The sequence below is a fragment of the Ralstonia sp. GX3-BWBA genome (assembly GCF_003290055.1).
GTDB lineage: Bacteria > Pseudomonadota > Gammaproteobacteria > Burkholderiales > Burkholderiaceae > Ralstonia > Ralstonia holmesii.
In genome coordinates, this window is record NZ_QMKS01000004.1 from 617,035 (window position 1) to 641,888 (window position 24,854).

At 61.0% G+C, this 24,854-nt stretch carries 23 protein-coding genes and 1 tRNA gene; 23 read left to right on the forward strand and 1 reads right to left on the reverse strand.

From position 1 onward, the window contains the following. Positions 1-10 precede the first annotated feature (10 nt). Both pssA and DOD19_RS04635 read left to right on the forward strand, forming a co-directional pair. A complete protein-coding gene (gene pssA, locus DOD19_RS04630) occupies positions 11-883 on the forward strand; it encodes a CDP-diacylglycerol--serine O-phosphatidyltransferase (protein WP_024975283.1) in 873 nt (290 codons plus the stop codon). 314 nt (positions 884-1,197) lie between these two features. Next, positions 1,198-2,739, forward strand: a complete 1,542-nt coding sequence (locus DOD19_RS04635; RefSeq protein WP_004630827.1) for a 2-isopropylmalate synthase — start codon at positions 1,198-1,200, stop codon at positions 2,737-2,739. Positions 2,740-2,983: 244 nt separating this feature from the next. On the opposite strand, the gene DOD19_RS04640 is transcribed toward DOD19_RS04635, so the two are convergent. Further along, complete coding sequence (locus DOD19_RS04640) at positions 2,984-3,451, reverse strand: hypothetical protein (protein WP_239497961.1); 468 nt, start codon at positions 3,449-3,451, stop codon at positions 2,984-2,986. 160 nt (positions 3,452-3,611) lie between these two features. Here DOD19_RS04640 and DOD19_RS04645 point away from each other — a divergent pair, with 160 nt between their 5' ends. The 21 genes from DOD19_RS04645 (at position 3,612) to DOD19_RS04745 (ending at position 24,842) form a co-directional block, all read left to right on the forward strand. Beyond that, the gene (locus DOD19_RS04645) at positions 3,612-4,871 is read left to right on the forward strand and encodes a branched-chain amino acid ABC transporter substrate-binding protein (protein WP_112184262.1); all 1,260 of its coding nucleotides are present in this window, start codon (positions 3,612-3,614) and stop codon (positions 4,869-4,871) included. 163 nt (positions 4,872-5,034) lie between these two features. Next, the gene (gene rpsO / locus DOD19_RS04650; RefSeq protein WP_012436069.1) at positions 5,035-5,304 is read left to right on the forward strand and encodes a 30S ribosomal protein S15; all 270 of its coding nucleotides are present in this window, start codon (positions 5,035-5,037) and stop codon (positions 5,302-5,304) included. A gap of 332 nt (positions 5,305-5,636) precedes the next feature. After that, on the forward strand, positions 5,637-7,805 hold the full coding sequence (gene pnp, locus DOD19_RS04655) for a polyribonucleotide nucleotidyltransferase (protein ID WP_024975286.1): 2,169 nt from the start codon (positions 5,637-5,639) through the stop codon (positions 7,803-7,805). 100 nt (positions 7,806-7,905) lie between these two features. After that, positions 7,906-8,859, forward strand: a complete 954-nt coding sequence (locus tag DOD19_RS04660) for an HAD family hydrolase (protein WP_024975287.1) — start codon at positions 7,906-7,908, stop codon at positions 8,857-8,859. 39 nt (positions 8,860-8,898) lie between these two features. Next, positions 8,899-9,903: an NAD(P)H-quinone oxidoreductase gene (locus tag DOD19_RS04665; protein ID WP_024975288.1), complete on the forward strand. Its 1,005-nt coding sequence runs from the start codon at positions 8,899-8,901 to the stop codon at positions 9,901-9,903. Positions 9,904-9,982: 79 nt separating this feature from the next. Then, the gene (gene tpiA, locus DOD19_RS04670; protein WP_024975289.1) at positions 9,983-10,729 is read left to right on the forward strand and encodes a triose-phosphate isomerase; all 747 of its coding nucleotides are present in this window, start codon (positions 9,983-9,985) and stop codon (positions 10,727-10,729) included. Positions 10,730-10,791: 62 nt separating this feature from the next. Next, entirely contained in the window at positions 10,792-11,154 is a 363-nt protein-coding gene (gene secG / locus DOD19_RS04675) for a preprotein translocase subunit SecG (RefSeq protein WP_112184264.1), read from the forward strand. Between the two features lie 179 nt (positions 11,155-11,333). Next, positions 11,334-11,418, forward strand: a tRNA-Leu gene (locus tag DOD19_RS04680). Between the two features lie 163 nt (positions 11,419-11,581). After that, the gene (locus tag DOD19_RS04685; protein WP_004630810.1) at positions 11,582-11,941 is read left to right on the forward strand and encodes an NADH-quinone oxidoreductase subunit A; all 360 of its coding nucleotides are present in this window, start codon (positions 11,582-11,584) and stop codon (positions 11,939-11,941) included. A gap of 6 nt (positions 11,942-11,947) precedes the next feature. Beyond that, positions 11,948-12,430, forward strand: coding sequence for an NADH-quinone oxidoreductase subunit B (locus tag DOD19_RS04690; protein WP_004630808.1), 483 nt, complete (start codon positions 11,948-11,950; stop codon positions 12,428-12,430). Position 12,431: 1 nt separating this feature from the next. Continuing rightward, the gene (locus DOD19_RS04695) at positions 12,432-13,034 is read left to right on the forward strand and encodes an NADH-quinone oxidoreductase subunit C (protein ID WP_024975291.1); all 603 of its coding nucleotides are present in this window, start codon (positions 12,432-12,434) and stop codon (positions 13,032-13,034) included. Between the two features lie 13 nt (positions 13,035-13,047). Beyond that, on the forward strand, positions 13,048-14,301 hold the full coding sequence (locus DOD19_RS04700; protein WP_024975292.1) for an NADH-quinone oxidoreductase subunit D: 1,254 nt from the start codon (positions 13,048-13,050) through the stop codon (positions 14,299-14,301). Between the two features lie 114 nt (positions 14,302-14,415). Continuing rightward, a complete protein-coding gene (gene nuoE, locus DOD19_RS04705) occupies positions 14,416-14,919 on the forward strand; it encodes an NADH-quinone oxidoreductase subunit NuoE (RefSeq protein WP_024975293.1) in 504 nt (167 codons plus the stop codon). Next, positions 14,920-16,215, forward strand: coding sequence for an NADH-quinone oxidoreductase subunit NuoF (nuoF, locus tag DOD19_RS04710; protein ID WP_112184266.1), 1,296 nt, complete (start codon positions 14,920-14,922; stop codon positions 16,213-16,215). It abuts the gene before it with no gap. A gap of 12 nt (positions 16,216-16,227) precedes the next feature. After that, positions 16,228-18,579, forward strand: coding sequence for an NADH-quinone oxidoreductase subunit NuoG (gene nuoG / locus DOD19_RS04715; protein WP_112184268.1), 2,352 nt, complete (start codon positions 16,228-16,230; stop codon positions 18,577-18,579). Between the two features lie 8 nt (positions 18,580-18,587). After that, positions 18,588-19,652: an NADH-quinone oxidoreductase subunit NuoH gene (gene nuoH, locus DOD19_RS04720; RefSeq protein WP_009241059.1), complete on the forward strand. Its 1,065-nt coding sequence runs from the start codon at positions 18,588-18,590 to the stop codon at positions 19,650-19,652. Between the two features lie 20 nt (positions 19,653-19,672). Next, complete coding sequence (gene nuoI / locus DOD19_RS04725; RefSeq protein ID WP_003261939.1) at positions 19,673-20,164, forward strand: NADH-quinone oxidoreductase subunit NuoI; 492 nt, start codon at positions 19,673-19,675, stop codon at positions 20,162-20,164. 147 nt (positions 20,165-20,311) lie between these two features. After that, the gene (locus DOD19_RS04730; RefSeq protein WP_045206191.1) at positions 20,312-20,944 is read left to right on the forward strand and encodes an NADH-quinone oxidoreductase subunit J; all 633 of its coding nucleotides are present in this window, start codon (positions 20,312-20,314) and stop codon (positions 20,942-20,944) included. Between the two features lie 17 nt (positions 20,945-20,961). After that, the gene (nuoK, locus tag DOD19_RS04735) at positions 20,962-21,273 is read left to right on the forward strand and encodes an NADH-quinone oxidoreductase subunit NuoK (protein ID WP_004630788.1); all 312 of its coding nucleotides are present in this window, start codon (positions 20,962-20,964) and stop codon (positions 21,271-21,273) included. Between the two features lie 29 nt (positions 21,274-21,302). Continuing rightward, positions 21,303-23,363, forward strand: a complete 2,061-nt coding sequence (gene nuoL, locus DOD19_RS04740; RefSeq protein WP_112184270.1) for an NADH-quinone oxidoreductase subunit L — start codon at positions 21,303-21,305, stop codon at positions 23,361-23,363. A 12-nt stretch (positions 23,364-23,375) separates the two neighbouring features. Then, positions 23,376-24,842, forward strand: coding sequence for an NADH-quinone oxidoreductase subunit M (locus tag DOD19_RS04745; protein ID WP_024975298.1), 1,467 nt, complete (start codon positions 23,376-23,378; stop codon positions 24,840-24,842). The last annotated feature ends 12 nt before the right edge of the window (positions 24,843-24,854 follow it).

Below are 24,854 nucleotides of genomic sequence, written 5' to 3' on the forward strand. Positions count from 1 at the left end.
GGAGGCCGCCATGCCCGCGTTCAACCGACGCAAGAAGCGTTTTACCGCCGGCAACGTGACGCACTTGCGTCCGCTGCGGCACAACCAGCCGCGTTCGGATGACGACGATCTTGAGATCGTGCGTCCGCGCCGTCGCGGCATCTATCTGCTGCCCAACGCGTTCACGACCGCAGCGCTGTTCGCCGGCTTCTTCGCCATCGTGCAGGCGATGAACCTGAACTTTGAGACGGCTGCGATCGCCATCTTCGCGGCGATGGTGCTCGATGGCATGGATGGCCGAGTCGCCCGCATCACCAATACGCAAAGCGCGTTCGGCGAGCAATACGATTCGCTATCGGACATGGTGTCGTTCGGCGTTGCGCCGGCATTGGTCATGTACGAATGGATCCTGCGCGATCTGGGCAAGTGGGGCTGGCTTGCGGCGTTCGTGTATTGCGCTGGCGCCGCACTGCGTCTCGCGCGTTTTAATACCAACATCGGGTCGGTCGACAAGCGCTTCTTCCAAGGCATGCCGAGCCCGGCAGCCGCAGCGCTCATCGCGGGCTTTGTCTGGCTGGCGATCGACAACAAGCTGCCGGTCAAAGAGCTGTGGATGCCGTGGGTGGCCTTCGGGCTGACGCTGTATGCAGGGCTGTCGATGGTGTCGAACGCACCGTTCTACAGCGGCAAAGCGCTCGACGTTCGTCACCGCGTGCCATTTGGCGTGATGGTGCTCGTGCTGGTGTTGTTCGTGGTGATATCGAGCGATCCGCCGGTTGCGTTGTTCGGCCTCTTTGTTGGTTACGCTGTATCGGGCTACTTGCTGTGGGGCTGGCGTGCGCTGCACGGGCAACAGGGGAGTCCGCGCTTGCCCAAACAAGCGTCGGGCGATGCGCATGAGTGACCGATGCGCTGCACCAATGTGCGCTTGCGCCGATTTTTGAATTCGTCTATAGTCGATCGCATGCTTTCGCGCCCGATTTCCATTCTGATTACGCTAGTCTCGATTGGTGGCCTACTAGGTCGTCAGGTCGGGACACGCGCATAGGAAATCGCAAGACAAGGCAAGCAGAAACCGCCAAGTTTTCGCGAACCAGGATTCACAGCGCCCCGGCCTGCAACCATGCACGCCGGGGCGTTTTGCATTCTGCGCCGCAAAAACCATTCGAGACACCCACTAAGACCGACGCCAAAAACGTCACCCCACCAGGAGCCGCCATGAGCGACAAACTCATTATTTTCGATACCACCTTGCGCGACGGCGAGCAGTCCCCTGGGGCGTCGATGACCAAGGAAGAGAAGATCCGCATCGCCAAGCAGCTTGAGCGGCTCAAGGTGGACGTGATCGAAGCCGGCTTCGCGGCCAGCTCCAACGGTGACTTCGAGGCGATCCGCGCGATTGCCCAGTCGGTCAAGGATTCGCGCATTTGCTCGCTGGCCCGCGCGAATGACCGCGATATTTCCCGCGCCGCTGAGGCGCTCAAGCCGGCCGGCCAGTTTCGTATCCACACGTTCATCGCTACATCGGCGTTGCACATGGAGAAGAAGCTGCGCATGTCGCCGGATCAGGTGTACGAGCAGGCGCGCCTGGCGGTGCGCTTCGCGCGCCAGTTCACCGACGACATCGAGTTCTCGCCGGAAGATGGCAGCCGCTCCGACATGGATTTTCTGTGCCGCGTACTGGAAGGCGTGATCGCCGAGGGCGCGACCACCATCAACCTGCCGGATACGGTGGGCTACGCGGTGCCGGAGGGTTATGCCGCGCTGATCCGCTCGGTGCGCGAGCGCATCCCGAATTCCGATAAGGCGGTCTGGTCGGTGCATTGCCATAACGACCTTGGAATGGCGGTCGCGAACTCGTTGGCCGCTGTCAAACTGGGCGGCGCACGCCAGATCGAATGCACGATCAACGGCCTGGGCGAGCGTGCCGGCAATACCAGCCTCGAAGAGGTGGTGATGGCCGTGAAGACGCGTCGCGACTACTTCAATCTCGACGTTGGTGTCGATACCACGCAGATCGTGCCGGCATCCAAGCTGGTTTCGCAGATCACCGGTTTTGTCGTCCAGCCGAACAAGGCTGTCGTGGGCGCCAACGCGTTCGCGCACGCTTCGGGCATCCACCAGGATGGGGTGCTCAAGGCGCGCGACACATACGAAATCATGCGTGCCGAAGACGTGGGCTGGACAGCCAACAAGATTGTCCTGGGCAAACTCTCGGGCCGCAATGCGTTCAAGCAGCGCCTGCAGGAACTGGGCATTGAGCTCGACTCAGAAGCCGAACTGAACGCAGCCTTCACCCGCTTCAAGGAGCTGGCTGATCAAAAGGCCGAGATCTTTGATGAGGACATCGTCGCCATCGTTTCGAACGAAGCACAGCACAGCGAGGGCGAGCATTTCCGGTTCGTGTCGCTGGCCCAACGTTCGGAAACTGGTGAGCGTCCGCACGCGCGCATCGTCTTCGTTGCAGACGGCAAGGAAGTGACGGGCGAAGCGGAGGGCAATGGCCCGGTTGACGCGACGCTCAATGCGATTGAGAGCAAGGTCGCCAGTGGCGCCGAGCAGCTGCTGTATTCGGTTAACGCCATCACGACAGGCACTCAGGCGCAGGGCGAAGTGACGGTGCGGCTGTCCAAGTCGGGCCGCATCGTCAACGGTGTGGGTACCGATCCGGACATCGTTGCGGCTTCGGCCAAGGCTTACCTTGCCGCACTGAACAAGCTGCAGGACAAGAGCAGCGAAAAACTCAACCCGCAGATCTGATCGCGGGTTTTACCAACACACGCAGGAGTCAGCCTAGACCCCAACACGATCACCACTGAGCGCGCACCCGGTTATCCACCGGAACGCGAAGCGGGTGCGGCGGCACTGGACACGTCAGGAGCGTGCGCCACGCCAGCCGTCTTTGAGAGCGATGTCTGTGCGATCCACGACATGGCCGACCCGAATGTCCACGCCAGGCGATGCGCCTCGCGTGGATGTTGCCGTTCTGGCGTTTAGCGCTGGCTTACCGACTGGAATCGTGATCGTGGTCGTACATCGGGTCTGGGGTGACCTGCGTGAGGCGCACGATGCCGTCGCGATCGAAATAGAAGTTCATCAGCGATGGCCACACGCCCTCGTGCCTAAAGCGATACGACCACACCTGCCGATCCATCAGCCGGAAATAGGCGGTCTCTTCGGGCTTGCCGAACGTCTGCAGCACGTCAGCTCGCGTCGCTGTGCCGACGCGGATCTGCGCAAAATCCATTGTGGTCAGAATCTGCCGGAATGAGACAAGCTTGCCGCTCGCATCGAAATCAGCGGCATATGTGAATTGCCCATAGGGCTGCGTTGGATATAGCCAGCGCGTGCCGCCATTCGCACGCGGATACCTCTCGGGCGGTTTGCCAAAGCGGGCTTCCACGGCAGAAGCAGGTTGGCCGACCAGTGCTTCGCCCGTTTGTATGGGCGCCAGCACGGTACACGCGCACATTGATGTCAGCGCTACAGCGAGCAGCGCCGCGCTCCGCCATATTGATCGAATGCTCACAATGATTCTCCCGGGGCTTTCAGTGTAGGAGCCCGTGCGAGTGGTGCTGGCTTGTGCCGACATGCAACGGCGCTTTACCATCCGCGCTTCACGGAGATTTGCCATGGTGTTTCGTTGGTTTGTGGCCGCGCTGGCGGCTGTAGGGTTGTGTGGCGCGGCAACTGCCCAGCCTGAAGCAGCGCCAATCCGGCTGGCGCTGATTGAAGGGCTGTCTGGCCCGTTTGCCAATGCGGGCGAGGCGGTGGATCGCAATCTGCGCATGGCCATTGAGAACGTCAATGCACGCGGCGGTGTGAAGCTGCCCGATGGCCGTCATCCGCTTGCGCTCGTGCGCTTCGATAGTAAAAACACCGTCGACGAATCGTTGCTGCAATTGCAAGCCGCTACGGACGGGGGTATCCGTTTCGTTCTGCAGGGCAATAGTTCGGCGGCTGCGGCTGCGTTGTCGACGTCGATTTCGCGCCACAACGACCGTCATCCGGACGCGCGCGTGCTGTTCCTGAACTACGCCGCCGTCGATCCGGCGCTGACCAACGAGGCATGCAGCTTCTGGCATTTCCGCTTCGACGCGTCGGCAGATATGCGCATGCACGCGCTGACGGAAGTGATTCGCGCGGACAAGGCGATCAAAAGGGTCTATCTGATTGGGCAGGACTACACGTTCGGTCGCCAGGTGGCGCAATCGGCGCGTCAGCAGTTGGGTGAGAAGCGGCCGGACATAGCGATCGTGGGCGAGGTTCTGCACTCGATCGGCAAGGTGAAGGACTTTGCGCCGTATGTGGCGCGCATTGCCGCGTCGGGTGCGGATACGGTCATCACCGGCAACTGGGGCAACGATCTGACGCTGCTCGTCAAGGCTGCACGAGATGCCGGGCTCAAGGCGCGCTTCTTTACGTTTTATGGCAACTCGCTCGGCGCACCAGGCGCGATGGGCGAAGCCGGCGTCGGTCGCGTGGTGGCCGTGGCAGAGTGGCACCCGAACCTGGGTGGCGCCAAGTCCGATGCGTTCTATAGGGCCTTCCGTGCCCGCTATCCGGCACCCGCCGACGACTACCCACTGCTGCGCGACCAGATGATGATCGACATGCTGGCCGCCGCCATCGAGCGGGCCGGTACCACGGAGGCCACCGCCGTGGCACGTGCGCTGGAAGGCGCATCGCTGGACAACGGCTTCCACCGCGTCACCTTGCGAGCGGAGGATCACCAGGCCATACAGCCGCTTATCGTCACGCAGATGGAGCGGGCGGGTACGCTTGGCGCGCCCTTCGATATCGAGGGCTCCGGCTACGGTTTTCGTACGCTAAAAGTGATTCCTGCTTCGCAAACCGCTTTGCCGACAACTTGCAAAATGGTGCGCCACTGAGCGGGATGACACAGAACTGTCGTCAGGGCGGGGTTCTGGGCTATAATCGCGGTCTTGCTGTCCAGACCGGTTTTGGATCGGGTGGGTAGCAAGATCATTGTTCAACACGGCACCAACGGCGGCTATTCAGGCGCTGCAGTGTCCGCAAGTCAAAGGAATCAAAATGTCCGTCGCTGACATCAAGAAGCAAGACATCGTCAAAGATAACGGCCGCAGCGCCAACGACACGGGTAGCCCGGAAGTGCAGGTTGCACTGCTGACTGCCCGCATCAACGAACTGCAGCCGCACTTCAAGGCGCACATGAAGGATCACCACAGCCGTCGCGGCCTGCTCCGCATGGTGAGCCGTCGTCGCCGTCTGCTGGACTACCTCAAGAGCAAGGACGCTGACCGTTACACCGCGCTGGTTGCAAAGCTGGGTCTGCGTAAGTAATGGTGGGTATCACGCACTGCGCGTGATGAAAAGTGCCTGCGTCAGCGTGCTGATGCAGGCATTTTGTTTTTGGCGGCCGCGTTTGTGGCCGCGCCGGGCAACCGGTGAGTGATGGCAGCCGGCCGATTCAATCGATGAGGCGGCTGCCATGGACCGGAGGCGGCAGGAAGCAGGGCCTTGTGTCATTCCAGCGCGGCGTTGGTGCCAGCGCGGCGCTGGAATGGCATAAAACACACCTCTGCAACCGCACCGTCTTCCGGAACGTGTTTGTCGCGGCGTAATGGAAATCGACTTTGAATCGTCGGTGCCGCGAATACCGAACAGGAGAAAACATGTTCAACAAGATCGTCAAAGAATTCCAGTGGGGCGGCCATAAGGTCCGCATGGAAACGGGTGAGATCGCCCGCCAGGCGAGCGGCGCTGTGCTGCTCGACATGGACGACACCGTCGTGCTCGCTACCGTGGTGGGCGCCAAGAACCCGAAGCCGGGTCAGGACTTCTTCCCGCTGACCGTCGATTACCTCGAGAAGACCTACGCTGCGGGCAAGATTCCCGGTGGCTTCTTCAAGCGTGAAGGCCGTCCGTCGGAAAACGAAACGCTGACCTCGCGCCTGATCGATCGTCCGCTGCGTCCGCTGTTTCCGGAAGGCTTCTACAACGAAGTCCAGGTCGTCATCCACGTGCTGTCGATCAACCCGGAAGTGCCGGCCGACATCCCGGCGCTGGTCGCTGCTTCGGCTGCGCTGGCTGTGTCGGGTCTGCCGTTCAACGGCCCGGTGGGCGCTGCCCGCGTGGGTTACAAGGATGGCCAGTACCTGCTGAACCCAAACCGTGCGCAACTCGCGCATTCCGATCTGGACCTGGTTGTGGCCGGTACCGAGCGTGCCGTGCTGATGGTCGAATCCGAAGCGCAGCAACTGTCGGAAGAAGTCATGTTGGGCGCCGTGGTGTATGGCCACGAGCAAATGCAGATCGCCATCAACGCGATCCACGAATTGGTGCGCGACGGCGGCAAGCCTGAGTGGGATTGGCAAGCGGCTCCGAAGAACGAAGCGCTGGTCGCCAAGGTGTCCGAACTCGGCCTGGCTGATCTGCAAGCTGCATACCAATTGCGCCAGAAGTCGGCCCGCAGCCAGAAGCTGAAGGAAGTCTACAAGTCGGTTGCCGCCAAGCTGGCCGAGGCCGGTGTGGAAGCCGACGGCGTGGAAGTCGACAACATCCTGTTTGAGCTGGAATCGAAGATCGTGCGCGGTCAGATCCTGAGCGGCGAACCGCGTATCGACGGCCGCGACACCCGCACGGTGCGCCCGATCGAGATCCGCTCGTCGGTGCTGCCGCGTGCGCACGGCTCGGCCCTATTCACGCGTGGTGAAACGCAAGCGCTGGTGGTGGCCACCCTGGGCACCAAGAGCGACGAGCAGATCATCGACGCGCTGCAAGGCGAGTACCGTGACCGCTTCATGCTTCACTACAACATGCCGCCGTTCGCCACGGGCGAAACCGGCCGCGTGGGAAGCCCGAAGCGCCGCGAAGTCGGCCACGGCCGTCTGGCCAAGCGCGCACTGATCCCGGTGCTGCCGAAGGACGATGAATTCGCTTACACGATCCGTCTGGTGTCCGAAATCACTGAGTCGAACGGTTCGTCGTCGATGGCTTCGGTGTGCGGCGGCTCGCTGTCGCTGATGGACGCTGGCGTGCCCATCAAGGCGCACGTGGCCGGCGTGGCCATGGGCCTGATCCTGGAAGGCAACAAGTTCGCAGTGCTGACCGACATCCTCGGTGACGAAGATCACCTGGGCGATATGGACTTCAAGGTCGCTGGTACCGACGCTGGTATTACCGCACTGCAGATGGACATCAAGGTGCAGGGCATCACCAAGGAAATCATGCAGGTGGCACTGGCACAAGCCAAGGAAGGCCGTCTGCACATCCTGGGCAAGATGCAGGCAGCCATGGGTGGCGCACGCACCGAGCTGTCGGAGCACGCTCCGCGCATGATCACGGTCAAGATCAATCCGGAGAAGATCCGCGACGTGATCGGCAAGGGCGGTTCGACCATCCAGGCGCTGACCAAGGAAACCGGCTGCACGATCGACATCCAGGAAGACGGCACGATCACCATCGCGTCGACGTCGTCGGAAGGCATGGCAGAAGCCAAGCGCCGCATCGAAGGCATCACAGCAGAAGCCGAAGTGGGCAAGATCTATAACGGCACCGTGCTGAAGCTGCTGGATTTCGGCGCAATCGTAAACATCCTGCCGGGCAAGGATGGTCTGCTGCACATCTCGGAAATCGCCAATGAGCGCGTGAACCAGGTTTCCGACTATGTGAAGGAAGGCCAGGCTGTGCGCGTGAAGCTGCTGAGCACCGACGAGAAGGGCCGCATGCGTCTGTCGATCAAGGCTGCCAAGGCTGAAGAAGGCGACGTGCCGGCCGCTGCACCGCAAGCACCGGGTGCTGACGACGCTGCCTCGCAACAACAGCAGCAACAGCAGCAGTAAGCGGGCGGTTTCCGCTAAGAAAAACGGCTGGACGATGTCCAGCCGTTTTTTTGTTTACACTGCGTCGCGAGTTCCTCCCGTTGCCCCTTCGCGCCCCATCATGAGCCGCCTGTTCGAGCAAAATCGCATCGCCATCGTCTGGGATTTCGACAAGACGCTGATCCCGCGCTACATGCAAGTGCCGCTGTTCGATCGCTTCAATATCGCCGAGCAGGGTTTTTGGGACGAGGTGGCCGCAGGCTCGCGCGAAATCGAATCGCGCGGTCAGAAGGTCAACCACGAAACGTTCTACCTCAACGTGCTGCTGCGCCATGTGCGCGACGGCCGCATGGGTGGCCTCGACAATGCCACGCTCCGTGAACTGGGCGCCGAACTCGAATTCTTCCCCGGCGTGACCGATTTCTTCGAGCGCAGCAAAGCGTGGGTGCGCGACAACGCAACCTACCAAGCGTTCGACATCAAGCTTGAGCATTACATCGTCAGCACGGGCCTGACGGAGATGATCAAGGGCTCGCCCATCGCCCCATACATCGACGGCGTGTGGGGCTGTGAATTCCTTGAGGCGCCCGACGCCAACGCTGATGGCAGGCAGGTCGTCTCGGAAATCATCTACGCCATCGACAACACCACCAAGACGCGCGCACTGTTTGAGATCAACAAGGGCGTCAACAAGCACCCGGAAGCGGTGAGTGTGAACTCGTCGATTGCCGAGGACGAGCGCCGCGTGCCGTTCGCCAACATGATCTATGTGGCTGATGGGCCGAGCGATATTCCGGCGTTTTCGGTCGCGCGCAAGGGCGGTGGTCGCACCTATGCTGTCTACAACCCAGAGAGTCCGCGCTCGTTCGAGCAGGCCGACAACTTGCGTGCCGATGATCGCGTCGACATGCTCGGCCCGGCCGACTATCGCGCCGGCTCGCCGACGGAGATGTGGCTCAAGTTGCATATCGGCAAGATCGCCGACGGCATCGTTCACGGCAAACAAGAAATCATGCGCGAAACCACGCGCGGCATTCCGCAGCACTTTGTCGAACCGAAGCGTAGCGTCTCGTAACTCACGCGCAGCGTCGTAACCCTCATCGATCCGATTCCCATGAAAGCGATTGAAATCACCCAATACGGTGGCCCCGAAGTCTTGAAGCTGGGCGAGCGCCCGATGCCGGAGGCCAAGGCCGGCGAGGTACTGATCCGCGTGCGTGCAGCGGGCGTGAACCGGCCTGATGTGTTCCAGCGGACGGGCAACTATCCAGTGCCGCCCGGCGCCTCCGATATTCCGGGGCTTGAAGTTGCTGGCGAGATCGTCAGTGGCGATCTGGCGCACGCCGACAATCGCTACGGCCTGAAGGTGGGTGATCGCGTCTGCGCGCTGGTACAAGGCGGCGGCTATGCGGAGTTCTGCACAGCGCCGCTGGGCCAAGTGCTGCCCGTGCCGGCCGGCTTGTCCGATATCGAAGCCGCTGCATTGCCGGAGAACTATTTCACCGTGTGGTCGAACGTGTTCGACCGCGGCTTGCTGGGGCAGGGCGCACACGGCGCCGATGAAACGCTGCTCGTGCAGGGGGGCTCCAGCGGGATCGGCACGACGGCGATTCAGATCGCGTCTGCGTTGGGTCACCGCGTGTTCGCCACTGCGGGCAGCGCCGACAAGTGCGAGGCCTGCGTCGAACTCGGCGCCACGCGCGCCATCAACTACAAGACCGAAGATTTCGTCGAAATCGTCAAGACCGAGACAGGACGCGGCGCCGACGTGGTGCTCGACATGGTCGGCGGCAGCTATGTCGCGCGCGAAATTGCCTGCACCGCCGATGACGGCCGCATCGTATTGATCGCGTTGCTGGGCGGCGCCAAGGCCGAGGTGCCACTGGGCGACATCCTGCGCCGGCGCATTACGCTGACGGGCTCGACGCTGCGTCCGCGTCCGGTTGCATTCAAGGCGGCCATCGCGGCCAATCTGTATAAGACGGTCTGGCCGTTGCTCGTGTCCGGGCGCATCAAGCCGGTCGTGCATGAGGTCTTACTGGCCGCACAGGCGGCCCAGGCGCATACCTTGATGGAATCGAGTGCTCACATCGGCAAGATTATGTTGGTTTGGGATTGACTCTAAGACGTCAAAATTGACCCCGTTTTTGCCGCCGCGGTAGAATGCCGGGTTTATTTGACAGTCGACCGGGCAAAACGTGAACGCAAGACCGAAGCTGGTGGTGGGCAACTGGAAGTTGCATGGCACCCTGAGCGCGAACGCCGCACTGCTTGAACAGATCAAAGCGGCCGGCAAAACCAACGCTACGCTGGCCGTATGTGCGCCATTCCCGTACCTGGCGCAGTGTCAGTCGCTGCTCGCCGGTTCTGCGGTGGGCTGGGGCGCACAGGACGTGTCGGCTGAAACGCGAGGCGCGTTCACCGGCGAAGTGGCGGCGTCGATGCTGTCGGAATTTGGCTGTGGCTACGTGATTGTCGGTCATTCCGAGCGTCGCTCGTACCACGGCGAAACCGACGCGCAAGTGGCGACCAAGGCGCTGCGTGCACTGGAACATGGCATCACCCCGATCGTCTGTGTGGGCGAAACGCTCGCGCAGCGCGAAGCTGGTGAGACCGAGCAGGTGGTAGCCCGCCAACTGGATGCGGTGCTGGAAGCGCTGTCGGTCGAGCAACTGGGTCGTATCGTCGTGGCGTACGAACCGGTTTGGGCAATCGGCACGGGCAAGACTGCCACCAGCGAGCAGGCGCAGGCTGTGCACGCGTTCCTGCGCGCACGTGTTGCTGCCCGCGACGCTGGCGTGGCGCAGCGCTTGGCGATTCTGTACGGCGGCAGCGTCAAGCCGGACAATGCGGGCGAGTTGTTTGCAATGGCGGACATCGATGGCGGCCTGATCGGCGGTGCATCGCTGAAGGCAGAAGATTTCCTGGCGATCGGTCGCGCATAAGCGATCGATCGAGTCGCCATGTCACACATGTGCGACTGCAACATATTACTGAGAGAAGCGAAATGGCAATTCTGAAAACTCTGCTGCTGGTTGCGCAAATTCTGAGCGCGCTGGGCGTGATCGGCCTAGTGCTGTTGCAGCACGGCAAGGGTGCGGACGTTGGGGCGGCGTTTGGGTCCGGCGCGTCGGGCAGCTTGTTTGGCGCCACCGGCTCGGCCAACTTTCTGTCGCGTACGACGGCCGTGCTGGCAACCGTGTTCTTCATTGCCACGCTGGCGCTGACGCTGATCGGCACCAACAAGGGCAGCGTGTCGGCAGGTGTGATGGGTTCGGTTGCGCCTGTTACGTCTACGGCATCGGCACCCGTGGCCTCGGCTCCTGGTGTTGCTCCGGGCGCAGCTTCCGCGCCCGCTGTGCCAAAGTAATTTGATGTAACGATCGCGGCGTACCGATGGGGTTTTCCGGCGCGCTGCGAGGCATAAGATTTTTGTTTGTGCATTGAACAAAAGCTTTGCTTTGCGGTAGAATGCAAGGCTTGAAACAAAGCAGGAAACGGCAAGGGCGTTAAGTCTCAACCGGGTTCCTGATAGAGTTTCTTCCCCCAGCCGACGTGGTGAAATTGGTAGACACGCTATCTTGAGGGGGTAGTGGCGAAAGCTGTGCGAGTTCGAGTCTCGCCGTCGGCACCAATCAAATTCGGGGTCTGTTCAACGGGATGTTCCGCGCAGGCCCCTCCGCAAGACGACGCGTAGTCGAGGCGTCGTAAGGCTGCGGACCCGGCGCCTTCGATGGGGCGACAAGGCGCCGCCTGCGGGCAGTGCTGTTGCAACCATTCAAAAAGGCGGGCGTCCCTTGAACCTCGAAGCCTATTTCCCCGTACTGTTGTTCATCGTTGTCGGCGTTGGCCTTGGGCTTGCTCTGATGACCATCGGCCGAGTCCTCGGTCCGAACAATCCCGATCCTGACAAGCTCTCGCCGTACGAGTGCGGCTTCGAAGCATTCGAAGACGCGCGCATGAAGTTCGACGTGCGCTATTACCTCATCGCCATCCTGTTCATCCTGTTCGATCTGGAGACTGCGTTCCTGTTTCCCTGGGGCGTGGCACTGCGTGAGATCGGTTGGCCGGGGTTCTTCGCGATGGGCGTGTTTCTTCTCGAGTTTCTCGTGGGCTTCGTCTACATCTGGAAAAAAGGCGCGCTCGATTGGGAGTGATGTGAAATGGCGATCGAAGGCGTACTCAATGAAGGCTTTGTCACGACCACCGCTGACAAGCTGATCAACTGGACCCGTACTGGGTCACTCTGGCCGATGACGTTCGGCTTGGCCTGCTGTGCTGTCGAAATGATGCACGCTGGCGCATCGCGTTATGACCTGGACCGTTTCGGCGTGGTGTTTCGCCCGTCGCCGCGTCAGTCTGACGTGATGATCGTGGCCGGCACGCTGTGCAACAAGATGGCGCCCGCGCTGCGCAAGGTGTACGACCAGATGGCCGAGCCTCGCTGGGTCATCTCGATGGGTTCGTGCGCGAACGGCGGCGGTTACTACCACTATTCGTATTCTGTCGTGCGCGGCTGCGATCGCATCGTGCCGGTCGACGTATACGTGCCGGGCTGTCCGCCGACGGCAGAAGCACTGATCTACGGCATCATCCAGCTGCAGGCCAAGATCCGTCGCACCAACACCATCGCGCGCAAGGCCTGACATGACCGACAAGCTTGCCATTCTGAAGGCCGCGCTGGAAAAGGCGCTGGGCGATCGCGTTCAAAGCCTGACCGAGTCCGTTGGAGAACTCACCCTCGTGGTGAAGGCTGACGATTACCACGACGTTATGCGCACGCTGCGCGACGACGCTTCGCTCAAGTTTGAGCAACTGATGGATCTGTGCGGCGTCGATTATGCCGACTACGGCGACGGTGCCTGGAACGGTCCGCGTTTTGCGGCTGTGTCGCAACTGCTGTCGATCACGCACAACTGGCGCGTTCGCGTACGCGTGTTCGCGCCGGACGACGATCTGCCGGTGGTGTCATCTGTGACTACGATCTGGAGTTCCGCTGACTGGTTCGAGCGCGAAGCGTTCGACCTGTACGGTCTGGTATTCGAGGGCCACCCGGATCTGCGCCGCATCCTGACTGACTACGGCTTCATCGGTCACCCGTTCCGCAAAGACTTCCCCGTGTCGGGTTACGTTGAAATGCGCTACGACCCGGTGCAGCGCCGCGTGGTCTACCAGCCGGTAACCATTGAGCCGCGCGAGATTACGCCGCGTGTGATCCGCGAGAATCAATACGGTGGTCTGAAGCACTGAAGGGCGCCCGATCATGGCAGATATCAAGAACTACACCCTGAACTTCGGTCCGCAACACCCGGCCGCACACGGCGTGCTGCGCCTAGTGCTTGAGCTGGACGGCGAAGTCATTCAACGTGCCGACCCGCACATCGGTCTGCTGCACCGCGCGACTGAAAAGCTCGCCGAGCAGAAGACCTGGATTCAGAGCGTGCCGTACATGGATCGCCTCGACTACGTGTCGATGATGGTCAACGAGCACGCCTACGTGATGGCAATCGAGCGCCTGCTAGGCCTCGAAGTACCGCTGCGTGCGCAGTACATCCGCGTCATGTTCGACGAGATCACGCGGATCATGAACCACCTGATGTGGATTGGTTCGCACGCGCTGGACGTGGGCGCCATGGCGGTGTTCCTGTACGCCTTCCGCGAGCGTGAAGACCTGTTCGATATGTATGAGGCGGTTTCGGGCGCGCGCATGCACGCTGCCTACTACCGTCCGGGCGGTGTCTATCGCGATCTGCCCGACACGATGCCGCAATACAAGGCATCCAAGGTGCGCAACGAGAAAGCCCTGGCGGCCCTGAACGAAACGCGTTCGGGTTCGCTGCTGGACTTCATTGAAGACTTCACCAACCGCTTCCCGAAGTATGTTGACGAGTACGAAACGCTGCTGACCGATAACCGGATTTGGAAGCAACGTCTGGTTGGTATCGGCGTGGTGAGCCCGGAGCGTGCGCTTAACAAAGGTTTCTCCGGTGCAATGTTGCGTGGTTCAGGCATCGAATGGGATGTGCGCAAGAAGCAGCCGTACGAAGTGTACGACCGCGTCGATTTCGACATCCCGGTTGGCGTGAACGGCGATTGCTACGACCGTTATCTGGTGCGCGTGGAAGAAATGCGCCAGAGCAATCGCATCATTCGTCAGTGCATCGAGTGGCTGCGCAAAAACCCCGGTCCGGTGATCACCGATAACCACAAGGTGGCGCCGCCGTCGCGCGTGGACATGAAGACCAACATGGAGGAGCTGATTCACCACTTCAAGCTCTTCACGGAAGGTATGCACGTGCCCGAAGGTGAGGCATACGCCGCCGTTGAGCACCCGAAGGGTGAGTTCGGCATCTATGCAATCTCCGACGGCGCCAACAAGCCGTACCGTCTGAAGATCCGCGCACCGGGCTTCGTTCATCTGGCCGCGCTCGACGAAATGGCGAAGGGCCACATGATTGCCGACGCGGTGACGATCATCGGTACGCAAGACATCGTGTTTGGCGAGATCGATCGCTGAACCAGCAGGAAACAAGGTTTGACGCGCAGGCAAGCGCGGCTGTGAAACGAGGACGCCCGCCGGGGTAAGGCAGCTAGGTAACACGCCCCGCGTCCCGCACCAATCGCAACGAACATGCTATCAGCAGAAGCTCTCAAGGAAATTGACCGGGCGGTCGCGAAATATCCCGCCGACCAGAAGCAGTCCGCCGTGATGGCGGCGCTTGCGGTCGCGCAGAGCGAGAAAGGCTGGGTCTCGCCCGAAGTCATGCAGTTCGTGGCCGAGTACCTCGAAATGCCGCCGGTGTGGGTCGAGGAAGTGGCGACGTTCTACAACATGTACGACACCAAGCCGGTGGGCCGCTTCAAGCTGTCGGTGTGCACGAACTTGCCGTGCGCGCTGTCGGGCGGCGAACGCGCGGCCGATTACCTGAAGAAGAAGCTCGGCATCGGTTTCAACGAAACCACGGCCGACGGCAACTTCACGCTGAAGGAAGGCGAGTGCATGGGCGCGTGCGGTGATGCGCCGGTCATGATCGTCAACAATACCCACATGTGCAGCTTCATGAGCAACGAGAAGCTCGACGCGCTGATCGCCGACCTCCAGTCGAAGGCGCCGACCAAGGGAGCAGGCAAGTAAATGACCTCTCTGCACGACCGACATATCCAGCCGTTGATTCTCGCGGGCCTGAACGGCGACAACTGGCACCTCGAAGATTACGTCAAGCGTGGCGGCTATCAACAGCTCAAGCGCATCCTTACCGAGAAGGTCACCCCTGAACAGGTCATTGCTGACGTGAAAGCGTCGGGCCTGCGCGGTCGTGGCGGTGCGGGCTTCCCGACTGGTCTGAAGTGGAGCTTCATGCCGCGCCAGTTCCCGGGTCAGAAGTATCTGGTCTGCAACACGGACGAAGGCGAGCCGGGTACGTTCAAGGATCGCGACATCATCCGCTACAACCCGCACGCGTTGATCGAAGGCATGGCCATCGGCGGTTACGCGATGGGCATCACCGTGGGCTACAACTACATTCACGGCGAAATCTGGAACGAGTACAAGATCTTCGAGCAGGCGCTTGAAGAGGCGCGTGCTGCGGGCTTCCTGGGTGACAACATTCTGGGCTCCGGTTTCAATTTCCAGCTGCATGCGCACCATGGTTATGGCGCGTACATCTGCGGCGAAGAGACCGCCCTGCTCGAATCCCTGGAAGGCAAGAAGGGGCAGCCGCGTTTCAAGCCGCCGTTCCCGGCGAGCTTTGGTCTGTACGGCAAGCCGACTACCATCAACAACACCGAAACCTTTGCCGCAGTGCCGTTCCTGCTGTCCATCGGTCCGGACAACTACCTGAAGATGGGCAAGCCGAACAACGGCGGCTCGAAGATCTTCTCTGTGTCCGGCGACGTGGAGCGTCCGGGCAACTACGAGATTCCGCTCGGCACGCCGTTCTCCAAGCTGCTGGAGCTGGCCGGCGGCATGCGCGGCGGAAAGAAACTCAAAGCGGTCATTCCGGGTGGTTCGTCGGCGCCGGTGGTGCCGGCCGACCTGATGATGGCCTCCGACATGGACTACGATTCGATCGCCAAGGCTGGCTCGATGCTGGGCTCGGGCGCAGTGATCGTGATGGACGAAACGCGCTGCATGGTGAAATCGCTGCTGCGCCTGTCGTACTTCTATTTCGAAGAGTCGTGCGGCCAGTGCACGCCGTGCCGCGAAGGCACCGGCTGGCTGTATCGCGTGGTCGACCGCATCGAGCACGGCAAGGGCCGCCAGGAAGACCTGGACCTGCTGAACAACGTGGCCGAAAACATCATGGGCCGGACTATCTGCGCACTCGGCGATGCCGCTGCGATGCCAGTCCGCGGCATGCTCAAGCACTACTGGGATGAGTTCGCGTATCACGTCGAACACAAGCAGTGCATGGTGCCCACCTACATTTAAGCGTGGCAGAACATGGTTGAAATCGAAATCGATGGCAAGAAGGTCGAGGTTGCCGAAGGCAGCCTAGTGATGGAGGCGGCTCGCCAGACGGGCACCTATATTCCTCACTTCTGCTATCACCGCAAACTGTCGGTCGCGGCCAACTGCCGGATGTGCCTGGTCGAAGTCGAGAAGGCGCCCAAGGCTCTGCCCGCCTGCGCCACGCCTGTAACCGCGGGCATGAAGGTCTTCACAAACTCCGAAAAGGCGGTGAAGGCACAGAAGTCCGTGATGGAATTCCTGCTGATTAACCACCCGCTGGATTGCCCGATCTGTGATCAGGGTGGCGAGTGCCAACTGCAGGATCTGGCTGTGGGCTACGGCAAGTCTGAATCGCGCTACCAGGAAGAGAAGCGTGTGGTGTTCCACAAGAACGTGGGCCCGCTGATCTCTATGGAAGAGATGACGCGGTGCATTCACTGCACGCGTTGCGTCCGCTTTGGTCAGGAAATTGCCGGCGTGATGGAACTGGGCATGCTCAACCGAGGTGAGCATTCCGAGATCACGACGTTCGTTGGGCAGACCGTTGACTCCGAGTTGTCGGGCAACATGATCGACCTGTGCCCGGTCGGCGCGCTGACCAGCAAGCCGTTCCGCTATTCGGCCCGTACGTGGGAGCTGGCACGCCGCAAGTCGGTGTCGCCGCACGACGGCCTGGGCGCGAACGTGATCGTCCAGACGAAGAACCAGCGCGTCATGCGCGTTCTGCCGCTGGACAACGAAGCCATCAACGAATGCTGGCTTTCCGACAAGGACCGTTTCGCCTATGAAGGCGTGAACAGCGACGATCGTCTGACTCAGCCGATGCTCAAGCAAGGCGGTCAGTGGAAAGCCGTCGACTGGACTACGGCGCTGGAATACGTCGCCAACGGCCTGAACGAAATCAAGCGTGACCATGGCGCTGAGCAGATCGGTGCATTGGCCAGCCCGCACAGCACGCTGGAAGAGCTGTTCTTGCTGCAAAAGCTGGTACGTGGCATTGGCAGCGACAACGTCGATTTCCGTCTGCGCCAATCCGATTTTTCCGTCAAGCCGACGGGCGCTCCGTGGCTAGGCCTGCCGATCGCCGATGTGTCGTTGCTGCAGCGCACGCTGGTTGTTGGCGCCTTCCTGCGCAAGGATCATCCGCTGCTGGCTGCGCGTCTGCGGCAGGCAGGCAAGAAGGGTGCACAACTGAACGTGATCGGCGCCGGTGGCGAAGATCTGTTGATGCCCGCCACGCAACTGTTGGGCGCACCGTCGCAATGGCTGTCGCTGCTGTCGCAAGTGGCGGTGGCCGTGGCTGCTGCCAACAACGTTGCCCGTCCAGGCGGTACCGATGGCATCGAAGCCGGTGACGTTGCCAAGCGCATTGCTGCAAGCCTCGCTTCGGGCGAGCGCAAGGCTGTGTTCCTCGGCAACGCTGCGGTGGCGCATCCGCAATTCTCGCAACTGCACGCGCTGGCTCAGTGGGTTGCGCAGCAAACCGGCGCGACGCTCGGCTTCCTGACGGAAGCGGCCAACACAGTTGGTGGCTACATTGCCGGTGCGCTGCCGCAAAGCAATGGCCTCGACGCCGCCGCCATGCTGGCGCAACCGCGTCGTGCTTACGTGCTACTGGGCGCCGAACCTGAATTCGATACCGCGAACCCGGTACAGGCACGTGCGGCGCTGGACCAGGCTGACACTGTGATCGTTCTGGCGCCATTTGCCTCCCGCGCTGCACTCGAGTACGCCGACGTGCTGCTACCGACCGCGCCGTTCACGGAAACTTCCGGCACCTTCGTCAACTGCGAAGGTCTGCCGCAAAGCTTCAACGGCGTTGTGCGCAGCCTGGGCGATTCGCGTCCGGCGTGGAAGGTCCTGCGCGTGCTGGGCAACCTGCTGAACGTGTCGGGCTTCGAATACGACAGCTCGGAAGTGGTGCGCGACGAAGTGCTGGCCAAACCGGTCACCGACCGTTTGTCGAATGCGACGATCGCGCAGAGCGCCGCTCCTGCTGCCGCCGCCGCCGGCATCGAGCGCCTGGCCGATGTGCCGATCTACCACGCCGATCCGATCGTGCGCCGCGCTGGTTCGCTGCAGCTGACGGCTGCAGCACGCGCCGCCGTGCGCGCTGGCTTGCCGGCGGATCTCTATGCGCAACTGGGCCTGGCCAATGGTGACGCCGTGTGCGTGACGCAAGGGCAGAGCAGTGTGGTGCTGCCGGCCGTGCTGGACAAGTCGCTGGCTTCCGGTGTGATCCGTGTGTCCGCCGCCACCGAGGCTTCGGCACAGCTGGGTGCGATGTTCGGCACCGTAAGCGTTGAGAAGGTTGAATCGTCCGCGTTGGCGGCTACGGTGTAAGGGTCAACATGATCGAGTCGATTACTTCTTTCGGTACCGCCACCTTTGGTGGATGGTGGCCGCTGATCTGGACGCTGGTCCGCGCGGTTTGCATCATTCTGCCGTTGCTGCTGTGCGTCGCTTACCTGATCCTGTGGGAGCGCAAGCTCATCGGCTGGATGCACGTGCGTCTGGGCCCGAACCGCGTGGGCCCGATGGGCTTGCTGCAGCCGATTGCCGACGTGCTCAAGCTGCTGCTCAAGGAAGTCATGGTGCCGAGCGCGGTCAGCCGCGGCATGTACATCATCGCGCCGCTGATGGTGCTGATGCCCGCCGTGGCGATCTGGGCGGTGATTCCGTTCCAGGCCGAAGCGATGGTGTCGAACATCAACGCCGGCCTGCTGTACGTGATGGCGATCAGCTCGGTGGGCGTGTACGGCGTGATCCTGGCTGGCTGGGCTTCGAACTCCAAGTACGCATTCCTGGGTGCGATGCGCGCCTCGGCGCAGATGATTTCGTACGAAATCGCCATGGGCTTCGCGCTCGTGACGGTGCTGATGGTGACTGGCAGCCTGAATCTGTCGGACATCGTTAACTCCCAGAACCGCGGTTTCTTTGCGGGTCACGGCATCAACATCCTTTCGTGGAACTGGCTGCCGCTGCTGCCGATGTTCGGCGTCTATTTCATCTCGGGCGTGGCCGAAACGAACCGCCACCCGTTCGACGTGGTGGAAGGCGAATCGGAAATCGTGGCTGGCCACATGATCGAATACTCGGGCATGGCGTTCGCGCTGTTCTTCCTGGCCGAGTACATCAACATGATCGTGATCTCGGCGCTGACCGCGACCTTGTTCCTGGGCGGCTGGGCTTCGCCGATCGACGCACCGGTCCTCAACTGGATTCCGGGCTTCTTCTGGCTGCTGATCAAGGTTTTCCTGCTGCTGTCGGTCTTTATCTGGCTGCGTGCATCGTTCCCGCGTTATCGCTATGACCAGATCATGCGTCTGGGCTGGAAGATCTTCATTCCGCTCACTGTGGGCTGGCTTGTCGTCGTCGCCATCTGGTTGGTGTCGCCGTGGAACATCTGGAAGTAACGGGACAATAGGAAGGCACCATGTTGCTTGCCATCAAGGAATTTTTTAACAGCCTGCTCCTGAAGGAACTCTTCAAGGGGTTGGCGCTGACCGGGCGCTACCTGTTTGCGCGCAAGATCACTGTTCTCTTTCCGGAAGAGAAGACGCCGCTGTCGCCGCGTTTCCGCGGTCTGCATGCGCTGCGTCGCTATCCGAACGGCGAAGAACGATGCATCGCTTGCAAGCTGTGCGAGGCCGTTTGCCCGGCTCTGGCCATTACGATCGAGTCGGATCAGCGCGACGACGGCACTCGTCGTACCACGCGCTACGACATCGACCTGACCAAATGTATTTTCTGCGGCTTCTGTGAAGAGGCTTGCCCGGTGGACGCCATCGTCGAGACGCACATCCTGGAATACCACGGTGAAAAGCGCGGCGACCTGTATTTCACCAAAGACATGCTGCTGGCCGTGGGTGATCGCTTCGAGCCGGAAATTGCGGCCAACAAGGCGGCCGACGCAAAGTACCGCTGATTCAGAACGTCCGCCGTGCGGTTGGCGGGCGGGTGCAGTTGACATCCCGGTTGGACAACGGCTCTTTGAGAGCCAACCAGTTGCGGTGGCGTTACGCCATCGCGGCTTTGGACAAGCGCGTGCCGCAAAACGGCCCGTGCCAGGATCATGGAAATCACGACGATCATCTTCTATTGTTTCGCGCTCGTGCTGGTGCTCGCAGCGCTGAAGGTCATCACCGCGAAGAACCCGGTGCACGCGGCGCTGTTCCTCGTGCTCTCGTTCTTTACCGCGGCGGCGATCTGGATGCTGCTCAAGGCAGAGTTCCTCGCCATTACGCTGGTGCTGGTCTACGTTGGGGCAGTGATGGTGCTGTTCCTGTTCGTGGTGATGATGATCGACATCGACATCGAGCACCTGCGACGCGATTTCTGGACTTACGTGCCGATGGCAGCCTTCGTGGGCGTGGTCATCATCCTGGAAATGACCGTCGTGCTGACCAAGACCTTCATGGGGCGCGTACAGCCGGTGCAAGAGTTGCCGAAGGGCTTTACCGGCCCGAACACGCAGGCGCTCGGGAAGCTCATCTATACCGATTACATCTATGCCTTTGAAGTGGCTGGCGCGGTGTTGCTGCTGGCGATTGTCGCGGCCGTGGCCCTGACCGCCCGCCGCCGCAAGGACACCAAGGCCCAGAACGTGTCCGATCAAATCCGCGTGAAGCGCAAGGACCGCGTGCGTCTGGTCTCGATGCCGTCGGAAAAATCGGCTGGCGCAGCTTCGGCTGAATCCAAGAGCTGAGCCCCGGGAGAACCCATATGTCTTCGCTATCCCTTGCCCATTACCTCGTGCTCGGCGCGGTGCTGTTTGCCATCAGCATCGTCGGCATCTTCCTGAACCGTAAGAACGTCATCGTGCTGCTGATGGCGATCGAACTGATGCTGCTGGCGGTCAACCTGAACTTCGTCGCGTTCTCCCATTACCTGGGCGATCTGGCAGGGCAGGTGTTCGTGTTTTTCATCCTGACGGTGGCCGCGGCGGAATCCGCGATCGGTCTCGCCATCCTGGTGGTGCTGTTCCGTAATCTGGACACCATCAACGTCGACGATCTGGACAGCCTGAAAGGCTGACCTCCGCATCCACCTATAAGAAGCGTTCCATGGCTACCACGCTCAATCCCAACCTGCTGCTGGCGATTCCGCTCGCGCCGCTGGCCGGCGCGGCGATCGCCGGGCTGTTCGGCACCAAGTTCTTCGGCGAGAAGATCGGCCGCACGGCGTCCCACAGCGTCACCATCCTCGGTGTTGCGATCGCCTTCATTCTGTCGGCGCTGACGCTGTCCGACGTCATCAACGGCGCTGGTTACAACGGCACCGTCTATGAATGGATGACGGTTGGCTCGCTAAAGATGGAAGTCGGCTTCCTCATCGATTCGCTCACGGCGATGATGATGTGCGTGGTGACCTTCGTCTCGCTGATGGTGCACATCTACACCATCGGCTACATGGCTGAAGATGACGGCTACAACCGTTTCTTCGCGTATATCTCGCTGTTCACCTTCTCGATGTTGATGCTCGTGATGAGCAACAACTTCCTGCAGCTGTTCTTCGGTTGGGAAGCAGTGGGTCTGGTGTCGTATCTGCTGATTGGCTTCTGGTTCAAGCGTCCGACCGCCATCTACGCCAACATGAAGGCGTTTCTGGTTAACCGCGTGGGTGACTTCGGCTTCGTGCTCGGGATTGGCCTGCTGCTGGCTTACAGCGGCAGCCTCAGCTACGCCGACGTGTTCGCCGCTCGAGACAACCTGGCCACGATTGGCTTCCCGGGCACCGACTGGCACATGCTGACGGTCGCCTGTATCTGCCTGTTCATCGGCGCGATGGGTAAATCGGCGCAGTTCCCGCTGCACGTATGGCTGCCGGACTCAATGGAAGGCCCGACGCCGATTTCCGCACTGATTCACGCGGCAACCATGGTGACCGCCGGTATCTTCATGGTTGCGCGCATGTCGCCGCTGTTCGAGCTGTCGGACACCGCGCTGTCGTTCGTGCTGATCATCGGCGCCATCACTGCGCTGTTCATGGGTTTCCTGGGCATCATCCAGACCGACATCAAGCGCGTGGTGGCGTACTCCACGCTGTCTCAGCTGGGCTACATGACCGTCGCACTGGGCGCATCGGCTTATCAAGTGGCCGTGTTCCACCTGATGACGCACGCGTTTTTCAAGGCGCTGCTGTTCCTCGGCGCGGGCTCGGTCATCATCGGCATGCACCACGATCAGGACATGCGCAACATGGGCGGCCTGCGCAAGTACATGCCGATCACGTGGCTGACGTCGCTGGTGGGGTCGCTGGCGTTGATCGGCACGCCGTTCTTTGCGGGTTTCTATTCGAAGGACTCGATCATCGAAGCGGTTCGTGAATCGCACCTGCCGGGCGCCGGGTTCGCTTACTGGGCGGTGCTGGCCGGCGTGTTCGTGACCGCGTTCTACTCGTTCCGCATGTACTTCCTGGTGTTCCACGGTGAGGAGCGTTTCGGCAAGGCCCACGCCCATCACGACGATCACCATGAAGAGGAAGAGGGCGACCACGATCACCACCATGGTCTGGCCCCGGGCCAAAAGCCGCACGAGTCGCCGTGGGTGGTGACGGTGCCGCTGGTGTTGCTGGCGATTCCGTCGGTCATCATCGGCGCAATGGCAATCCAGCCGATGCTGTTCGGCGAGTTCTTCAAGCACGGTGTGGTGTTCTCGGAAGTCATCTTCAATGCTGATAACCACGAAGCAATGAAGGTGTTGGCCGAAGACTTCCACGGCTGGGTCGAGATGGCGCTGCACGGCTTCACGTCGGCACCGTTCATCCTTCTGCTGGCGGGCGTCGTGTTGTCGTGGTTCTTCTACCTGAAGCGCCCGGATATTCCGGCAGCGATCGCCAAGCGTTTCTCTGGCGTCTACAAGCTGCTGGACAACAAGTACTACATGGACAAGATCAACGAGATCGTCTTCGCCAACGGTGCGGTCAAGTTTGGCCGTGGCCTGTGGAAGGGCGGCGATCAGGGCGTGATCGACGGTGTTGTCGTCAACGGCAGCGCGCGTCTGGTGGGCTGGTTCGCGACGGTCGTGCGCCTGCTCCAGTCCGGCTTCATCTATGACTATGCGTTCGCGATGATCATCGGCACGGTTGGGCTGCTGACGTATTTCGTGTTCCTGGCAGGCAAATAAGGGATTACAAAAATGGTTCTGTCTTTTGCGATCTGGCTGCCGATCTTCTTCGGCGTGCTGGTGCTGGCCTCGGGCTCAGACCGCAATCCCGGTTATGTCCGCTGGATGTCGTTGATCGGCTCGCTGATCAGCTTCGTGATGACGCTGCCGCTGATTACGCGTTTCGATAAGACGACGGCTGCGATGCAGTTCGTCGAGAAATCGTCGTGGATCGAGCGCTTCCACATCAGCTACTACCTGGGTGTCGACGGCATCTCGATGTGGTTCGTGGTGCTGACTGCATTCATCACCGTCATCGTGGTGATTGCTGCATGGGAAGTGATCACGGAGCGCGTGGCGCAGTACATGGCCGCGTTCCTGATCCTGTCGGGTCTGATGATCGGCGTGTTCGCGTCGCTCGACGGTCTGCTGTTCTACGTGTTCTTCGAAGCCACGCTGATCCCGATGTACATCATCATCGGTGTGTGGGGTGGCCCGAACCGCGTCTACGCGGCATTCAAGTTCTTCCTGTACACGCTGCTGGGCTCGTTGCTGACGCTGGTTGCGCTGCTGTATCTGTACTTCCACAGCGGCACGTTTGAAATCCTGCAGTGGCATCAGGTCAAGCTGTCGATGAACGAGCAGATCCTGATCTTCCTCGCGTTCTTCATGGCTTTTGCGGTGAAGGTGCCGATGTGGCCGGTGCACACCTGGCTGCCGGACGCCCACGTGGAAGCGCCAACCGGCGGCTCCGTGGTCCTGGCTGCCATCATGCTAAAGCTGGGCGCCTACGGTTTCCTTCGGTTCTCGCTGCCGATCGCGCCGGATGCGAGTCACAGCCTGTCGGCATTCATCATTGCGATCTCGCTGGTCGCCGTGATTTACATCGGCTTGGTCGCGCTGGTGCAGGCCGACATGAAGAAGCTGGTCGCGTATTCGTCGATTGCGCACATGGGCTTCGTCACACTGGGCTTCTTCATCTTCAACGAGATCGGCGTCGAGGGCGGTATTGTCCAGATGATTTCGCACGGCTTCATCTCGGGTGCCATGTTCCTGTGCATTGGCGTGCTGTATGACCGCGTGCACTCGCGCCAGATCGCCGATTACGGCGGTGTGGTGAACACGATGCCGAAGTTCGCGGCGCTGTCGGTGTTCTTTGCGATGGCCAACTGCGGCCTGCCGGCAACCTCGGGTTTCGTCGGCGAGTTCATGGTGATCCTGGGTTCGGTCAAGTTCAATTTCTGGATTGGTTTGCTGGCCGCCACGGCACTGATCTTTGGTGCTGCGTATTCGCTGTGGATGGTCAAGCGCGTGATCTTCGGTGATGTGACCCACAAGCACGTTGCCGAATTGAAGGACCTGAATTGCCGCGAGTTCTTCATGCTGGGCGTGCTGGCGATCGCCACCCTGTACATGGGCCTCTATCCGAAGCCCTTCACCGATGTCATGCATGCGTCCGTGGTCAACCTGCTGACCCACGTGGCTCAGTCGAAGCTGTAAGCAGCGAGAAGA

Bases quoted from the DNA above. Each gene is read 5' to 3' on its own strand.
- pssA (WP_024975283.1), top strand. From the start codon at position 11: ATGCCCGCGTTCAACCGACGCAAGAAGCGTTTTACCGCCGGCAACGTG.
- DOD19_RS04635 (WP_004630827.1), top strand. From the start codon at position 1,198: ATGAGCGACAAACTCATTATTTTCGATACCACCTTGCGCGACGGCGAG.
- DOD19_RS04640 (WP_239497961.1), bottom strand. From the start codon at position 3,451: ATGTGCGCGTGTACCGTGCTGGCGCCCATACAAACGGGCGAAGCACTG.
- DOD19_RS04645 (WP_112184262.1), top strand. From the start codon at position 3,612: ATGGTGTTTCGTTGGTTTGTGGCCGCGCTGGCGGCTGTAGGGTTGTGT.
- rpsO (WP_012436069.1), top strand. From the start codon at position 5,035: ATGTCCGTCGCTGACATCAAGAAGCAAGACATCGTCAAAGATAACGGC.
- pnp (WP_024975286.1), top strand. From the start codon at position 5,637: ATGTTCAACAAGATCGTCAAAGAATTCCAGTGGGGCGGCCATAAGGTC.
- DOD19_RS04660 (WP_024975287.1), top strand. From the start codon at position 7,906: ATGAGCCGCCTGTTCGAGCAAAATCGCATCGCCATCGTCTGGGATTTC.
- DOD19_RS04665 (WP_024975288.1), top strand. From the start codon at position 8,899: ATGAAAGCGATTGAAATCACCCAATACGGTGGCCCCGAAGTCTTGAAG.
- secG (WP_112184264.1), top strand. From the start codon at position 10,792: ATGGCAATTCTGAAAACTCTGCTGCTGGTTGCGCAAATTCTGAGCGCG.
- DOD19_RS04690 (WP_004630808.1), top strand. From the start codon at position 11,948: ATGGCGATCGAAGGCGTACTCAATGAAGGCTTTGTCACGACCACCGCT.
- DOD19_RS04695 (WP_024975291.1), top strand. From the start codon at position 12,432: ATGACCGACAAGCTTGCCATTCTGAAGGCCGCGCTGGAAAAGGCGCTG.
- DOD19_RS04700 (WP_024975292.1), top strand. From the start codon at position 13,048: ATGGCAGATATCAAGAACTACACCCTGAACTTCGGTCCGCAACACCCG.
- nuoE (WP_024975293.1), top strand. From the start codon at position 14,416: ATGCTATCAGCAGAAGCTCTCAAGGAAATTGACCGGGCGGTCGCGAAA.
- nuoF (WP_112184266.1), top strand. From the start codon at position 14,920: ATGACCTCTCTGCACGACCGACATATCCAGCCGTTGATTCTCGCGGGC.
- nuoG (WP_112184268.1), top strand. From the start codon at position 16,228: ATGGTTGAAATCGAAATCGATGGCAAGAAGGTCGAGGTTGCCGAAGGC.
- nuoH (WP_009241059.1), top strand. From the start codon at position 18,588: ATGATCGAGTCGATTACTTCTTTCGGTACCGCCACCTTTGGTGGATGG.
- nuoI (WP_003261939.1), top strand. From the start codon at position 19,673: ATGTTGCTTGCCATCAAGGAATTTTTTAACAGCCTGCTCCTGAAGGAA.
- DOD19_RS04730 (WP_045206191.1), top strand. From the start codon at position 20,312: ATGGAAATCACGACGATCATCTTCTATTGTTTCGCGCTCGTGCTGGTG.
- nuoK (WP_004630788.1), top strand. From the start codon at position 20,962: ATGTCTTCGCTATCCCTTGCCCATTACCTCGTGCTCGGCGCGGTGCTG.
- nuoL (WP_112184270.1), top strand. From the start codon at position 21,303: ATGGCTACCACGCTCAATCCCAACCTGCTGCTGGCGATTCCGCTCGCG.
- DOD19_RS04745 (WP_024975298.1), top strand. From the start codon at position 23,376: ATGGTTCTGTCTTTTGCGATCTGGCTGCCGATCTTCTTCGGCGTGCTG.